The organism is Dietzia sp. MNB45, assembly GCF_051994785.1.
GTDB lineage: Bacteria > Actinomycetota > Actinomycetes > Mycobacteriales > Mycobacteriaceae > Dietzia > Dietzia kunjamensis.
Window position 1 is genome coordinate 120,310 of sequence record NZ_CP163397.1, and the last position, 14,276, is coordinate 134,585.

The window sequence follows — 14,276 nt, forward strand, 5'->3', positions numbered from 1 at the left end:
TCGTCACGGCGTGGCACTCTCCTCGTCGGCCACCAATTCGGCGATGACGTCCCGAAGTTGGTAATCGGTGACCGCCGCCAAATACACGGCGGCCACCCGGTGTTGCCGGTCAAGCACGAGGGTTGTCGGCACGATCGAGGTGGGAAAGCCGCGAAGTGCACCTACGGCCGCGTTGGACGGGTCCCAGATCGACGGGTAGGTAAGGCCGTTGTCGCGCACGAAGTCGACCGGCTTATCGCGATTGGGATCACGCACGTTGATCCCGAGCACGGTGGCGCCCTGGGATTCGAACTCCTCCTGAAGGCGCTGAAGATCGTCGACCTCGGTGCGGCAAGGCCCACACCATTGGCCCCACGTATTGAGGATCACCACCTCGCCCTTGTAGTCAGCGAGCCCGATGGTCTGGTCTGGGTCAAGCAGATCCGGCCCGGCGAGTTCGGCAACCGGTTTCCGTTCTTCCTCGGGGTAGTGGATCTCCAACTGTCCATCTGGACTGACGAACTCAAACGTGCCGCCCTGCGCGACCGCATCGGTGCCACTCCCACAACCTGTAAGGACTAGAGCGCTCGCACACAGAGCCCCCCACAGTCGCGCGCGGAAACCGATTGCTCGACTACTGCCCATGCTTTTCACTCCGGTCTGCGACGGGTCATTGCCCCCTCGGCTCCGAACCGGCGGTGCCGCACGGGGTGGCTCTCTCGAACACCAGTGACGTGACCGGCACTGGCGAGATGTTCCCGCTGTCCGATCGTGCCATAGCCACTATCCGCCCTGTTAAACGCCCCAGAACGGCGCGGCAAGCGGGTGGGTTCCGGGGGTAGGCCAGGTACACCTGTGCCCATTGACTGTGTTGGCCTTGCGGTTTCGTCGTCTTTAGATGCGTGGTCACACCGCCAGGGACAGTTCACTGAGTCCTGTACTATTCAGTGCATGCTGACTGTTGCTTCGCGTCAAGGTGTGATGAACCGACTCGGTCGTGCGATGGCCGACCCGACTCGTTCTCGAATTCTCATGAGGCTGCTGGATGGGCCCGTGTATCCCGCCGAGATTGCCCAGGAGCTGGGGTTGACGCGTTCAAATGTGTCGAATCATCTCGCCTGTCTCAGGGATTGCGGGATCGTCGTGGTTGAACTCGAGGGTCGGCAGAATCGGTACGAGATCGTCGATGCCCATCTGGCACGTGCGTTGAACGCCTTGGTCGAGACGACTCTTGCCGTTGACGAGAACGCGCCCTGTCTGGACATGCAGTGTCCGGTCGAGGGTTGCTGCAGTTCGGAAGGGGGTCGGCGGTGACAACGTCCGCGTGTGGTTGTGAGCCGGCCGGGCCAGTGGCCGGCCCTGACGAGTCCGCTTCGTGGTGGCGCAACGGTGCCGTCCTCATCCCGGTGTTCTCTGGCCTGACGCTCCTGCTGGGTGTGATCCTCGAGTGGCTCGCCAACGGCCCCGGGGCGGAGACTGCAGCGGCGTGGCTGTTCTGGACCGCTCTCCTTCTGGGCGCCTCGCAGTTTGTTCCAGGCGCGGTGCGGGGTCTGCTCGTCCGGGGTCGGTTGAGTATCGGGCTGCTGATGACGATCAGCGCCGCCGGTGCGGTCGGGCTCGGGTTCATCGAGGAGGCCGCCGCTCTGGCCTTCTTGTACTCCATCGTCGAGGCGCTGGAGGATCGGGCGATGGACAAGGCCCGCTCGGGCTTGCGGGCCCTGTTGGCGCTGATTCCCTCCAGTGCCACCGTCCTCGGCGCCACCGGGGGCACCCGCACCGTGCCCGTTGAGTCTCTGGAACGCGGCGATGTGCTGCGTCTGGTCGCCGGCGAACGTTTGGCCACCGACGGGATCGTTCGTGTCGGGCAGAGCAGCCTGGATGTCTCGGCGATCACGGGTGAATCCATTCCCGTCGAGGTCGGGCCCGGTGACGCGGTGTTGGCCGGCTCGATCAACACCTCCGGCGTCCTGGAGGTCGAGGCCACCGCCGCAGGGACAGACAATTCCTTGACCACAGTGGTCGAACTGGTTGAGCAGGCACAGACAGAGAAGGGGGAGCGGGCACGTATCGCCGACCGCCTGGCCCGCCCGCTGGTGCCGGGTGTTCTCATCCTGGCTGCTCTGGTCGCCCTGATCGGCTCGATCTTCGGAGATTCCGGACTGTGGATCGAGCGAGCACTGGTGGTACTGGTCGCCGCTTCGCCGTGCGCACTGGCGATCTCGGTGCCGATTACGGTCGTCTCCGCGATCGGTGCGGCCAGCAAGTTCGGGGTGATCATCAAATCCGGTGCCGCGTTCGAGCGCATGGGCTACCTCCGGCATGTGGCAGTGGACAAGACCGGCACCTTGACCCGAAACCAGCCCACCGTCACGCAGGTCCTCACCACTGGCAACGCTGCCCAGGACGAGGTCCTGAGCTGGGCGGCCGCTCTGGAAACCCACAGCACCCACCCGCTGGCCGCAGCGATCACCGCCGCAGCTACCGAGGTCCCCGCCGCATCGGCGGTCACCGAGTCCGCGGGCGCGGGAATCGCCGGCCTTATCGATGGCGCGCACATCGCCGTCGGCAGCCCGCGCTGGCTCGACCCAGGTCCTCTGGCAGATCACGTTCACGCGATGGAGGCCCGCGGCATCACCGTGGTGGTCGTCCACCGCGACGACCACCCGGTCGGGGCCATCGGGGTGCGCGACGAGCTGCGTCCAGAGGCCGGCGAGGCCATGACGTCGCTGGCGTCGAGGGGTATGGGCGTGACGATGCTTACCGGCGACAACGCCCGCACCGCTGATGCACTGGCCGTCGAGGCGGGGATCACCGACGTGCGTGCCGAGCTGCGTCCGCAGGACAAGGCGCAGGCAATCGCCGAGTTGCGTGCCGACGGCCGGGGGCCAGTGGCGATGATCGGCGACGGTGTCAACGACGCCCCCGCGCTCGCCTCGGCGGACATCGGAATCGCCATGGGGGCCACCGGCTCCGACGCAGCGGTCGAGTCGGCGGATGTCGCGTTCACCGGCGATGACTTGCGACTGATCCCGCGCGCCATAGACCACGCCCGCCGCGGTCGTCGCGTCATCAATCAGAACATCATCCTGTCCTTGGCGATCATCATCGTTCTGCTTCCACTGGCGATCACCGGAATTCTGGGACTCGCAGCGGTCGTCCTGGTCCACGAGGTCGCCGAAGTCTTCGTGATACTCAATGGCCTGCGTGCCGCACGCACCAGGCAGCTCGAGCGACCCTCGAGCCCAAGAACTGCCGACCGCGACGACAGCCGGCACATGCACCAGCTGGCACCGCTCCCTCATTGACACTGTGCCCGCGTGCCCCGCACCGCACACCGCCGGAAAAAAACGACGGCAACCATCACAACACTCGGTATCGACCGGACGGCCTTGCGCTGCGCCCCGGCATCGACGGGAGGGCATCAGCTGCCAGGCACGACTGAGCAAGAACAATGCGTACACCGATGGCCGAGACCCACCCGAACTTATCGACGGTTCGTGCTAACATCGCTCTATGGCGATCAATTATGGGGTGCCCGATTCAGTGACGTTCGAGGATCGAAACACCTATGCAGCGTTGTTCCATGCTCTGGCAGAACCAACTCGACTGGCGTTGTTGGAGCATCTGGTCAGTGGTGAGCATCGGGTTCGGGATCTGGTCGATCACATGCATCTGGCACAGTCCACGGTGAGCAAGCACCTGGCTTGCCTGCGGGATTGCGGGTTAGTCAGAATGCGGATCGAGGGGCGCTCCTCGTGGTTCTCGCTGGCTGAGCCGGCCCGGCTGGCGGACCTGGTGGAAGCCGCCGATGCGCTGTTGAGTGCGTCCGGGGTGTCGCCGTCGCTGCGCGATCACCAGGACCACCCCGACCTTGACCTCGGGCAGGAGTGAGTCGAGATGGGGCATAGCCACGGTCACGACCATGGAAGTACTTCTCCCCAGGCCGATCGCGGGACGCGTCGTCGGCTGCTGATCGCGTTCTGCATCACCGCGATCATCGTGGTGGCCCAAGCGGTGGGCAGCGTGGTCACTGGCAGTCTCGCGTTGTTGACCGACACCGCTCATGCATTGGCTGATGCGTCGGGATTGTTGGTTGCGGTCATAGCCGCGACGATGATGCTGCGTCCACCGAGCAGTAAACGGACCTGGGGATTCGCCCGGATCGAAGTCATCGCCGCACTAGGGCAAGCTGTCCTGCTGATCGTCGTCGGTAGCTATGCCGCGATCGAAGGCGTCCGCAGACTCTTCGAGCCGGCGGACGTGCCCGGTACCGAACTGCTGGTGTTCGGCGTGATCGGCCTGATCGCCAATATCGCCGCCATTGTGGTGCTGGCCTCCAGGCGAGGCGACAACTTCAACATGCGGGCGGCATTTCTGGAGGTGCTCAACGACGCTTTGGGGTCGGTGGGGGTGATCGTTGCGGCGATCGTCATCAACACCACCGGTTTCCAGCGAGCCGACACCATTGCCGCGCTGTTCATCGCCGCCTTGATCATCCCGCGCGCGTTCACGCTTCTGCGGCAGACGGTTCGGGTGCTGATGGAGTACGCGCCTACGGGGCTCGATCTGGATGAGGTTCGGGATCACATACTGGAGCTGGACCATGTTCGGGACGTGCACGACTTGCACGCATCCATGATTGGGACCGGCCTGCCGGTCATCTCCGCGCATGTCGTGATCGATGATCAGTGCTTCGAATCCGGTCACGCCCCGCAGATCCTGGAGGAGATCCTCACCTGCGTCAAGGAGCATTTCCCCGTCTCCATTGACCATGCCACCATTCAACTGGAGACTGCCGCCGTGCGTGACCGTGAATCTCCCGCAGTCCGACACGCTTGACCCGCTACGAGCCGGAGATGAACGGTTCACATTTCTGCACGATGGGTAGTGCGGGTCCGGCCAGCGGACTTGCTCGGCGCGGCGGCAGGAAAGGGATCGGCGGGCGCGGAGACGGCCACCAATGCGGGTGAAGGTACGACCCTGAAGGCCTCGGCAGGCTGGCCGACCCACGCGATCACCGCCCGAACCCGAGACTGTCTGATCAGCTGAGGCCCGGAGTCCGAGAGAGCGGCGGCCGAGTGGGCGCATGCGAGCAGGCCCGGTAGTCCGCCGGCAGGTGGACGGCCCGCATGAAACGTCGCCGGTCACGGGGGTGCGCAGAGCAGGCGCGAATCGGACCCCGGGATACCCGCTTCCTACGATAGGGATCATGTCGCCGTCGTCGAAGGCACCCTCGTCCAAAGCTTCCGCCACCGCCAGACCGCTGCGTACCCGCGGTGTGGTGCCGGTCGTGGTGCTGCTCGCGGTCGTGGCGGCAGGTGTGGTGGTCCCGCTCTCGCGAATGTCCACGGACCTGGCACTCGAGCTCCTCGGCGTCCCGAACCCGGGCCTGCTCACCACCGCCGGGCTCCCGGCGGTCCGCGCGATCGCCGAGCTGCTGGCATCGGTGGCGGTGGGAATGGCGCTGTTCGCCGCGTTCTTCACCCCGCCGCAGAAAGACAAGACCCTCGACGTGGACGGCTACCGCGCACAGCAGATCTCCTCGTGGATCAACATCGCGTGGGCGATCGCGGCGGCCCTGCTCATCCCGCTGACCCTGTCGGATGTGTCCGGGCGCACGCTCTGGCAGTCCCTGCCGCCGGACCAGTGGATCGTGGCGATCACTCAGATCGAGGTGGCGTCCTCGTGGCGCTGGGCCGCGATCATTGCACTGGTCGCCGGGATCGGGCAGCGGCTCACCGTGAGCTGGCGCTGGTCGGTCATCTGGCTGGGGGTCACGGTGCTCTCGCTCCTGCCCGTTGCCGCGACGGGCCACGCCTCGGGCGGCACCGCCCACGACATCGCCGCCAACTCGCTGATTATCCACCTGTTCGCTGCCGCGTTCTACGTCGGTGGGCTCGTCGCGGTGATCGCCCACGCGATGCGTGGCGGGGGCCGGGTAGCGCTTTCATTGCGCCGCTATTCGGTGGTGGCCACGGTGGCGATCGTCGCGCTCGGGCTGACCGGGATCATCAACGGGCTGGTCCGTCTGCACCCCGCCGACCTGTTGTCTTCGACCTACGGGCTGCTGATTGTGGCCAAAGCGTTGTGCCTGGCACTGTTGGCGGTGTTCGGGCTGGCGGTGCGCCGGCGCATCATCAACCGCATCGAGGGAACGTCGGCCAACGCCCCGGTGGACCGCGGCACGCTGCTGCGCATCGGACTGGTCGAAACGGTGATCATGGCGGGCACCCTGGGTCTGTCGGTCTCGCTCGGCCGCACCCCGCCCCCGGCACCGCTCTATGTGCCCACCCGGCAGGAGTCGCTGCTGGGTTTTGAGTTGCCGGGGCCGTTCTCCTTCGAGACGGTGTTCGGTCTGTGGCGCTTCGACCTGGTGCTGGGTCTGGCCTCGGTGATCCTGCTCGGGCTCTACGTGTGGGGGCTGATCACCCTGCGCCGACGCGGCGACTCCTGGCCGGTGGGACGAACCGTGGCGTGGGTGCTCGGGTGCGTGCTGCTGTTCCTGACCACCAGCTCCGGTATGGGGATGTACATGATGGCCGACTTCGCCAGCCACATGGTCGGGCACATGCTCATCTCGATGCTCGTTCCGGTCCTGCTCGCCCTAGGCGGGCCGCTGACACTGGCACTGCGGGCGCTCCCGGCGGCGGGCCGCGGCAACCCGCCGGGACCACGCGAGTGGATCGTGGAGTTCATCAACAACCCGCTCTCCCGATTCCTCACCCACCCGATCGTCGCCTCGGTGCAGTTCGTGGCCGGGTTCTACCTGATCTACTTCGGAGGGTTCTACGAGACGCTGGCCTCCGAGCACCTGGGCCACATGTTCATGAACGTGCACTTCCTCATCAGCGGCTACCTGTTCTACTGGGTGATCATCGGCGTGGACGCGGCGCCGCGGCACTTCTCGCCCTTCTACAAGCTCATGGTGCTGCTCGGTTCGCTACCGTTCCACGCCTTCTTCGGCATCGTGCTCATGAACTACAAGACCGTGCTGGCCGAGAGCTGGTACTCGGGGATCGGGCTGCCCTGGGTCCCGGATCTGCTGCAGAGCCAGCAGGTCGGCGGCGGGGTGGCGTGGGCGGCGGGGGAGATCCCGCTGTTCATCGTCATGCTCGCCCTGGCCTGGCAGTGGTTCCAGACGGACATGCGTGAGGCGCGGAGGGGGGAGCGGCAGGCCGAGCGGGACGACGACGCCGAGCTCAAGGCCTATAACGACATGCTCCGCGAGATGTCCCAGACCGACCGGAAGTAGGGGACAAGCGGACCCTCGTCGTCGAGGATGGTTCCCTCACACCCCCTTGTTCGTCCCCCAGGCACGTCGGCGATAGGAGCGAGCCCGTGAACGAGATGGCCGCCCGCCGCAACATCCCCAACCCCACCAACCGGCGGGTGCGACAACCCGGTGGTCTCCACCTCAGTGGCGAGCAACCCCGCTACCAGGACCACGACACCGATCACGGCGAGGGGAAACAGAGAATGGGCGACGAACTGAGTCACAGCGCACGTAATCAGGCCGAGTTCACACGCTCGCACTGGCGGGCGATGCGAGAATTCGTGCTCGTCGGCCTCACCGCCATCATCGCGGGCGGCCTTGTCGCCGCGGTCACCGGTCCCACCGGTTTCGATGAGGGTTCCTGGGTGGCGGCCTACCTGGTGCTAGTTGCGGGGGTGGCCCAGGTAGGGCTGGGCGTCGGACAGGCACTGCTTACTGGCGGCACACTGTTCGGTCGCCTGCGTGTTGTCCAGCTTCTCGCCTACAACTTGGCCAACAGTGCGGTACTCGGTGGCACCCTGACCGGCTCCGTGATCGTGGTGGCCGCGGGCGGTGTGCTGTTGCTGATATCGCTCACGTTGTTCCTGGCCACTGTGCGTCACGCGCGCCCGCGTACGTGGTATCTCGTGCTCTACCGGATTGTCATTGCCAGCCTCGCAGTGAGTGTGCCGGTGGGCGTCGTCTTGTCAGTTGTTCGTCACAGTTAGAAGCCCAGTGTGGGGGAGCCAGGGCCTTGTCGGCCAGCCTGCGCCGTCAGAGTTCCGGCGTCATAGGGCGCTGCTGCTTGACCCCGAGTTGACCATGATGCCCCGTTCTGCCAGCCATGCCGACGGATCGACAGCCCGCGAGCCGCCGTCGGCCCATACCTCGAAGTGCACGTGTGGGCCGGTGGAGAAGCCGCGGTTGCCCATCACGCCGATTTGCTGACCAGCGACGACAGTGTCACCGACCTGAACGGTATTGCTCTCATTGTGGCCGTAGACGGTCATGAAGCCGTCCGGCGACATGATCCGAATCCAGATGCCGAAACCGGAGGCCGGGCCTGAATCGATGACGATTCCGTCGGTCGCGGCGAACAGCGGTGTGCCGATGGCGTTGGCGACATCGAGACCCGAATGGGACGTGCCCCATCGGGGGCCGAAGGAGGACGTTGAGATGCCCACTGCCGGGAGGGCCACAATGGGACGCCGCGCCTGCTCCTCGGCAATCTCACGCTCGTAGTTGAGTTCGGTGCCCCTCTGCAGACTGGCGACGAAACCCGCGGCGGTGGGTCCCGGCTCGCCTGACACGTTCGCGTCATCGGAGGTGAGGGGGAGCGGAGCCGAGGGGGTCGCGGCTTGGGCATCTTTGGAGTGTGCGTCATCGGTGCTACCGGCCGGGGGCTCGTCGGTCGCGAGGAGGACGATCTGCTGATCACTGGTGGGCGCCGCCGCGGCAATAGAGGCACCCGCGGCCAGGGCCACGACCGCGGCGATACTGCGGTGGTTGTTCGGTGAAGGCCGGCGATGGGCTCCGCGGCGGCGCCGCGGGGGGCTGGTCGACTGAGAGGCGTGCTTCGGTCCTGCTCGCTTCTCCACTGCTACCGAATCCCGTCGTCGTCTAACCGTAATCGTTTCGTGACCTGACCCCGGTTAAAGGTAGTGGCTGACCAACCGGGTCGCAAGGCAGATGCACGGCCGAGACGACCGTCACAGAGAGGACCAGTGAGGTGACAGCTCCGCCAGGGTTAGGCGCTGGCTGAGCTTCCGAGGTGGAGACGACTTCTCCCCGACCGGGAGTCGATCTGGGCGCACTGGGGCTGGCGATGATCACGAATTACGCGCTGAGGGGTGACACGATCGATACCGAGTTGTTATATTGGGTCGTGTTGCCGACGAAATCGGTCACCCGCATCGCATAGACGTCGCGGGAACACATCACCCCGAACGATGGAGACAGCCCCATGATCGACTCCACCCGGACCGTGACCGTCGCAGAGCTCACCGAGCGTTTGGGCGTGCGCAGCGCGACTTTGGCCGGCGGCCGCCATCGTGTGGCCAGCGAAACCGCGACGGTGTCGCGGTTTGTTGGTAGCGCCGTCGTCGGCGTAGCCCTCTCGGGCGGCCTTGGTCTGGCTTTCGCGCCAGCCGCCGCCGCTCAACCCGTCGCGATCGATCAGGCCCAGGTCGTCGAGGCGATCCAGGCCGCGGCCGAGCAGTTCGGCATCGGCCCCGCCGAGATCCAGAGGATCGGGGAGCAGTTCGGCCTCGCCCCAAGTGAGGTCCGGCAGTACGCCGCCGGGCTCGGGCTCGGTTCCCTCGGCGACAGCGCCGGTAGCCCGCAGATCGGCGGCGCACATGCCCCTACGGAGGCCGTGATCACCTCGGGGTTCGGCTCGCGTTGGGGCAGCTTCCATAACGGCACTGATTTCGGTGCGCCGATTGGTACGCCGCTCTACGCCGCCAAGAGCGGCGTTGTCGAAGCCGCTGGCCCCGCCGCCGGGTACGGCATCTGGATCCGCATCCGCACAGATGACGGCGAACTGCTGGAATATGGCCACAACGACCAGAACTACGTCAGCGTCGGCCAGCGGGTCAACGCCGGTGAAGTGATCGGAACCGTCGGCAACCGCGGAGACTCCACCGGCCCCCACCTGCACTTTCGCGTACAGACCGCCGCCGGTCAGTGGGTCGACCCGGTGCCGTGGCTCGCGGCCCAAGGAGTCCTCGTCTAGCACCGTCCACTTCGGGCGTGCCGACCGCCTCCCCGCGGGGGAGCGCGTGCTGGTGTTCGCCAATTTCCGGGCCGGCGTTGCAACCCCGCGCGGTAGTGCATTTCTTCGGGGAATCCCCGACTTACTAGATCTCAAACAAGCCCCTGCAGGTCACGGCGTTGCGCCCACTCCGAAATGACTCCAGAACCGGAGAATTCTCCGGAACGCTGGCAGGAGTGGTTCCTGGTTTCCGGCCGCGTGCGCGACGTGGAAGCGTGTCCCGGCTGGGAGCGAAAACCGGGGTTCCGCGGACCGTCTTGATATCGCGGTCATTGAGCTGAGTCGTACGGGATTCGATCAGCAGGCCGGTGACCGGACCAGATGCTTACCGCCTCCACCGGCGGCGTCGAGTTGGTTGCGGTGCTCCTCACGCAGATGCTGCCGGGCTCGCTCGTGCTGCAGGAGTTGTGGGCCGACGGGACTCCGTACGCGCCGGGCGTGCGGTACCTCAACGGGCTACCCGGTACGTCGAGGTCGTCCTGCCGTACACGTCGGGCCTGGCCCCCGGTTCGATGGCGACCAACGTGGTGGTCCAGGACGGCTGCGAGCAGAACCTCTCCGAGCACGTTGCCGTGGCCGATCCCCGCGCCCCCGACTACGTCCTGAACGCTCTCGACCCCGGCAACCCGCGTCAGCCGCGGTGCGAGGCGAGCGCCCCGATTCACGATCCGCGGGAATCTTCCTCCCGATGTTCACCCCACCGCGAAAGGCCGGGGTCTTTGTCAATTTGCTTTTGGCCCCGTTTCGCGAGTGGTCAGGATCTGACGAAGGCCCGCCACGAAGTACACGACGAGCACGATCAGCATGATCCCGCTGACGATTACCGCAGCAGGCCGCTCTGCATCTCCGGCGAACAACGCGCCGAGGTCGGCAAGCGGCATGAGAGATCCCAGTGCCCCGAGCACGGCGATGACGAGCGCTGCGATCATCACCCCTCGGCTGGCGTTCGGGACGCGGCTCGCGATGAACGCCGCGATGAGCAGCAGCACACCGATAAACGCCGGTATCAGCGAGGTGGCACTCTCCATCCCGGTGGTGAAGTAGGCGATGAGTCCGGTGGCGGTGAGGATGCCGCCCGTCCACGTGGTCAATGCGATCATTGCTGATCTCCTAGGTCGGTATCTGATTGCAGCTAGGCTGGCACGCCCGTTGCTCTGCGAGCAGTCATCGGCTCCAACGACGCCTAATCAGGCTACGGTCCCGGACGCTGCTGGGGGCGAGACTCCAGGGCGCTCTTCAAGTGTCCCATTCGGTCATGAGTCCCGCGTTTCTGCTTGGGGGGTTAGGTGACACGGGCAGAGTCGACACGAATTGCTAGACCTCAACATGCCCGTGCAGGGCACAGCGTTGCGAACACCCCGGAATGGCTTCAGAACCACCGAATTCTGCGGAACGCCGGTCAACCGGAAGGTGCTGGCGGCCCAGTAGGTAGGCGCCCAGCGCAGCCACGCCGGGCCCGTAACACACCGGGGCTCTGGCCTCGGCCGGGAACGCAGCGGTAGTCACTACTCCGCATGAACATGCGCGCCGCTGGGCGCGGTGCTCGATGGCGAGCATGTTCGATCGGCGGGAGGTCGAAAACCTGACGACGCTGATCACGGACCACCAGGGCACCGGACAGGTCGTAAATGAGGTGCGCGCCCCCCGGTCAGCCCAGTTTTCCGACAGGCCCGTGCAGCCGGCTCCCGTCGCCGTGGTGATGCGCAGGGTGATCGGACAGCCGGCACGATTACTGTTTGGCAGGTGAAACGGTTCTCTCGCATGCTCAAGCCGGGATGGTTGATCACCCTTCTGTTCATCAGCCTCTTCGCCTACCTGTGCTTCACGATGCTTGCCCCCTGGCAGTTGAACAAGTACGAGGATCTCAAGGCACGCAATGCCAGCTCGTTGAGAGCAGCGTGGCAGGGCCGGTTCCGTTGGACGAAGTGATCCGGCGGGAGGGATCTCTCGGTGATTCCGAGTGGCATCTGGTTACTGCGCGCGGAAGTTACCTGCCCATGGAGGATGTCCTGTTGCGGATGCAGTCCGTCGACGGTGAACTCGTGTACCAGGCACTTCGTGCATTCCGCACCGACAGTGGTGACTCCCTGCTCGTCAACCGCGGATGGGTCCGCGTCGGCGACGACAACGCGGTCCCGGACTTCCCGTCCGCGCCGACGGGCCAGCTGACCATCATCGCCCGCCTCAGGATCCCGATGGATGCTCCCGCCCAACCCATCGTTCTGCACGATTGGAACATGGTGCGCAACATCGACCCCCCCCGTCATCGGGGACCTCCTCGGCACCGACTTGTCGCCCTATTATCTCCAGCTCGCCGGTGGGCAGCCCGGGTCTTTGGAACCGATGCCAGTGCCGTCCACCGAGTCGGGTCCGTACTTGTCGTACGGACTGCAGTGGATGGCCTTCGGGGTCCTCGCTCCCATCGGCCTGGGCTACTTCGTGTGGAGCGAGATACGTCAGCGCCGTCGTCTGGACGACGAGGACAACGATGCCGCCGCGGCGCGGCCACGCAAGGGCGGGAACCGGGCAGCAGGTCCCGGGCAGGACACCACAGCGTCGCAGGCCCCGTCGGGCCCTCCCGCGGCCACGGTTGGAGACGATGGTCCATCGGACGAGGCCGCGGACTCAGACCGGCTCGTAGCGGCGGCCATGCGTGATCGCTACGGTGACCGGTTCGCATCCGAGTATCGACGCAGCTCGCGTGGAGGCAACCGCGCCTGATCGTCTGCGACAGCAGTCGATAGCTGTACGAGGAGTTGGACAGCGGGCGGGGGACCGGGTCCGAGAGCCATCCGGCGTGCGCTGCTTTGATCTGGGAGCGCCTGCGCAGACTGCGGTGTGCCGCCCCCGAGTGAGCCGAGGACTGACTCGCGGAACGCGATCTGCTGTTCGGCGAGCGTTTCTAGACGAGGGTGGTCCAGTAGTCCCAGAAGCGGTGCGTGATGAGCAGCAGGACAAGTAGGTACCAGGCGGTAAGTATCGCGCCCCGGTATTCGGTAACTACGGCGATGAGGCGCGCAAGACCCGCCGAATCGCTGCGGCGTAGTGGCTGAAGATTGCACAGGGTGCAGTACCAGAAGATCGGTATGGTCACCGCCCAGACGATCATGCAGTACGGGCACAGGGCACCGATGCTGTACAAGCTTTGGTAGATGAGCCAGTGGATGAACACCACCGCGAAGGTGACGCCTACTTGGATGCTGGCCCACAGCCAGCGCTGAAATGCTCCCCCCGCCAGGAGCGCAGCACCCAGGGCCGTGGTGGCGGCGAATCCGGCGATGCCGATGATCGGATTGGGGATGCCAAAGGCCTCGGCCTGCGCGGTGGTCATCACCGACCCGCAGGACAGGACAGGGTTGATGCTGCAGGACGGGACGTAGCCCGGGTTCTCGATCAGCGCGATCTTCTCCACCAGCAGCACTACCGCCGCGACCAGGCCGATGAGCCCACCAACGATCAGCACCACCGCGAGCCTGCGGTGGGGGTACTGATCCGGGCCGGCGTTGGTGGAGTGTGCGACCGGGGTGGCTGAGCTATTCGAGGGCAGCATTGATGCTGTTCTCGAGATCGGTGACGCTGGTCGGCTCGAGGCGCTCCCCGTCCAGGAAGAAGGTCGGCGTGCCACTGACCCCGAGGCTCTGACCGTCCTGCTTGCTCTGCTCGATGCGCTCGAGGGTGGCCGGGTCGTTGTATGCGCTCTCGAAGCGCTCCATATCTAACCCCAGTTCCTCGGCATAGCCGAAAAATGTGTCCATTTGCGGGGTTTGTTGGTGGCCCCACTGCTCGGGAGTGTCAAACAACTTGCGGTACATGGCCTCGAACCGGCCTTGCTCGGCGGCGGCCTCGGCGGCCAGGGCCGCCGCCATAGAGTTGTCGTGCAGGGGCATGTGGCGCACCACGAACGTCACCCGGTCTCCGTACTGCTCGCGGAGGTCCTCAATTGTCGGATAGAGCGCGATGCAGGCTTCGCATTCGAAATCGAGGAACTCAACGAAGACGGCGTCACCGCCCTCAGACAGTCGGGGACTGTCCTCACGCACCAACACTCCGGTGCCCGGACTGTCATCAGGACGTGCCTGCTCGGAGCCGGAATCGTTCCCGGCAGCCAGTAAGGCCACCACCAGGACGACCAGCGCAGCCGTGATCAGCGCTAGCGAGAGCTTCAGATTCTTACTCAACAGATTGTCCGCTTTCTAACTCATGCGTGCCCCGACGTGATCACTGGATGATAATCGGGCAGCCGTTGCTTCGGCGGTGAGGCGGTGACCATGA

General features: G+C 65.5%; 15 protein-coding genes and 1 pseudogene. 11 read left to right on the plus strand and 5 right to left on the minus strand.

What is annotated here, in order from left to right; genetic code table 11:
• Positions 1–3 precede the first annotated feature (3 nt).
• Positions 4–624, minus strand: a complete 621-nt coding sequence (locus AB5G72_RS00600; protein WP_440220694.1) for a TlpA disulfide reductase family protein — start codon at positions 622–624, stop codon at positions 4–6.
• 306 nt (positions 625–930) lie between these two features.
• Between AB5G72_RS00600 and cmtR the strand changes: the two genes are divergently transcribed.
• The 6 genes from cmtR to AB5G72_RS00630 all read left to right on the plus strand — a co-directional run bounded on the left by cmtR (position 931) and on the right by AB5G72_RS00630 (position 7,959).
• Positions 931–1,293, plus strand: a complete 363-nt coding sequence (gene cmtR / locus AB5G72_RS00605) for a Cd(II)/Pb(II)-sensing metalloregulatory transcriptional regulator CmtR (RefSeq protein WP_063973160.1) — start codon at positions 931–933, stop codon at positions 1,291–1,293.
• A complete protein-coding gene (locus AB5G72_RS00610) occupies positions 1,290–3,284 on the plus strand; it encodes a heavy metal translocating P-type ATPase (RefSeq protein ID WP_031265412.1) in 1,995 nt (664 codons plus the stop codon). The genes cmtR and AB5G72_RS00610 overlap by 4 nt, the downstream gene beginning before the upstream one ends.
• 208 nt (positions 3,285–3,492) lie before the next feature.
• Positions 3,493–3,870, plus strand: coding sequence for an ArsR/SmtB family transcription factor (locus tag AB5G72_RS00615; protein WP_042330374.1), 378 nt, complete (start codon positions 3,493–3,495; stop codon positions 3,868–3,870).
• Positions 3,871–3,876: 6 nt separating this feature from the next.
• On the plus strand, positions 3,877–4,818 hold the full coding sequence (locus AB5G72_RS00620) for a cation diffusion facilitator family transporter (protein ID WP_017838579.1): 942 nt from the start codon (positions 3,877–3,879) through the stop codon (positions 4,816–4,818).
• Positions 4,819–5,188: 370 nt separating this feature from the next.
• On the plus strand, positions 5,189–7,231 hold the full coding sequence (locus AB5G72_RS00625; protein ID WP_268099851.1) for a cytochrome c oxidase assembly protein: 2,043 nt from the start codon (positions 5,189–5,191) through the stop codon (positions 7,229–7,231).
• An 86-nt stretch (positions 7,232–7,317) separates the two neighbouring features.
• Positions 7,318–7,959: a hypothetical protein gene (locus AB5G72_RS00630; RefSeq protein WP_017838581.1), complete on the plus strand. Its 642-nt coding sequence runs from the start codon at positions 7,318–7,320 to the stop codon at positions 7,957–7,959.
• A gap of 60 nt (positions 7,960–8,019) precedes the next feature.
• On the opposite strand, the gene AB5G72_RS00635 is transcribed toward AB5G72_RS00630, so the two are convergent.
• Positions 8,020–8,715: a M23 family metallopeptidase gene (locus tag AB5G72_RS00635; protein WP_440219921.1), complete on the minus strand. Its 696-nt coding sequence runs from the start codon at positions 8,713–8,715 to the stop codon at positions 8,020–8,022.
• Positions 8,716–9,194: 479 nt separating this feature from the next.
• Here AB5G72_RS00635 and AB5G72_RS00640 point away from each other — a divergent pair, with 479 nt between their 5' ends.
• The gene (locus AB5G72_RS00640; RefSeq protein WP_440219920.1) at positions 9,195–9,965 is read left to right on the plus strand and encodes a M23 family metallopeptidase; all 771 of its coding nucleotides are present in this window, start codon (positions 9,195–9,197) and stop codon (positions 9,963–9,965) included.
• 761 nt (positions 9,966–10,726) lie between these two features.
• On the opposite strand, the gene AB5G72_RS00645 is transcribed toward AB5G72_RS00640, so the two are convergent.
• Entirely contained in the window at positions 10,727–11,104 is a 378-nt protein-coding gene (locus AB5G72_RS00645) for a hypothetical protein (RefSeq protein ID WP_017838585.1), read from the minus strand.
• Between the two features lie 446 nt (positions 11,105–11,550).
• On the opposite strand from AB5G72_RS00645, the gene AB5G72_RS00650 reads away from it, so the two are divergent.
• The 4 genes and pseudogenes from AB5G72_RS00650 (at position 11,551) to AB5G72_RS00665 (ending at position 12,725) form a co-directional block, all read left to right on the plus strand.
• On the plus strand, positions 11,551–11,751 hold the full coding sequence (locus tag AB5G72_RS00650; protein ID WP_017838586.1) for a hypothetical protein: 201 nt from the start codon (positions 11,551–11,553) through the stop codon (positions 11,749–11,751).
• Between the two features lie 14 nt (positions 11,752–11,765).
• A complete protein-coding gene (locus tag AB5G72_RS00655; protein WP_159981201.1) occupies positions 11,766–11,933 on the plus strand; it encodes a hypothetical protein in 168 nt (55 codons plus the stop codon).
• Positions 11,930–12,205: pseudogene (locus AB5G72_RS00660) on the plus strand (SURF1 family cytochrome oxidase biogenesis protein); the annotation flags it as partial. The gene AB5G72_RS00655 and the pseudogene AB5G72_RS00660, both read left to right, overlap by 4 nt.
• 142 nt (positions 12,206–12,347) lie before the next feature.
• Positions 12,348–12,725 carry a hypothetical protein gene (locus AB5G72_RS00665; protein WP_268092360.1) on the plus strand — a complete coding sequence of 126 codons (378 nt, stop codon included), beginning with the start codon at positions 12,348–12,350 and terminating at the stop codon, positions 12,723–12,725.
• A 181-nt stretch (positions 12,726–12,906) separates the two neighbouring features.
• Here the strand turns inward: AB5G72_RS00665 and AB5G72_RS00670 are convergent, their stop codons facing one another.
• Together AB5G72_RS00670 and AB5G72_RS00675 are read right to left on the minus strand one after the other, a co-directional pair.
• Positions 12,907–13,554 carry a vitamin K epoxide reductase family protein gene (locus AB5G72_RS00670; RefSeq protein WP_017838588.1) on the minus strand — a complete coding sequence of 216 codons (648 nt, stop codon included), beginning with the start codon at positions 13,552–13,554 and terminating at the stop codon, positions 12,907–12,909.
• The gene (locus AB5G72_RS00675; RefSeq protein ID WP_017838589.1) at positions 13,538–14,182 is read right to left on the minus strand and encodes a DsbA family protein; all 645 of its coding nucleotides are present in this window, start codon (positions 14,180–14,182) and stop codon (positions 13,538–13,540) included. Before AB5G72_RS00675 ends, AB5G72_RS00670 begins: the two co-directional genes overlap by 17 nt.
• Between the last annotated feature and the right edge of the window lie 94 nt (positions 14,183–14,276).

Coding starts and splice junctions, on each gene's coding strand:
- AB5G72_RS00600 (WP_440220694.1), bottom strand. CDS start 624: ATGGGCAGTAGTCGAGCAATCGGTTTCCGCGCGCGACTGTGGGGGGCT.
- cmtR (WP_063973160.1), top strand. CDS start 931: ATGCTGACTGTTGCTTCGCGTCAAGGTGTGATGAACCGACTCGGTCGT.
- AB5G72_RS00615 (WP_042330374.1), top strand. CDS start 3,493: ATGGCGATCAATTATGGGGTGCCCGATTCAGTGACGTTCGAGGATCGA.
- AB5G72_RS00620 (WP_017838579.1), top strand. CDS start 3,877: ATGGGGCATAGCCACGGTCACGACCATGGAAGTACTTCTCCCCAGGCC.
- AB5G72_RS00625 (WP_268099851.1), top strand. CDS start 5,189: ATGTCGCCGTCGTCGAAGGCACCCTCGTCCAAAGCTTCCGCCACCGCC.
- AB5G72_RS00640 (WP_440219920.1), top strand. CDS start 9,195: ATGATCGACTCCACCCGGACCGTGACCGTCGCAGAGCTCACCGAGCGT.
- AB5G72_RS00645 (WP_017838585.1), bottom strand. CDS start 11,104: ATGATCGCATTGACCACGTGGACGGGCGGCATCCTCACCGCCACCGGA.
- AB5G72_RS00650 (WP_017838586.1), top strand. CDS start 11,551: ATGGCGAGCATGTTCGATCGGCGGGAGGTCGAAAACCTGACGACGCTG.
- AB5G72_RS00655 (WP_159981201.1), top strand. CDS start 11,766: ATGCTCAAGCCGGGATGGTTGATCACCCTTCTGTTCATCAGCCTCTTC.
- AB5G72_RS00665 (WP_268092360.1), top strand. CDS start 12,348: ATGCCAGTGCCGTCCACCGAGTCGGGTCCGTACTTGTCGTACGGACTG.
- AB5G72_RS00670 (WP_017838588.1), bottom strand. CDS start 13,554: ATGCTGCCCTCGAATAGCTCAGCCACCCCGGTCGCACACTCCACCAAC.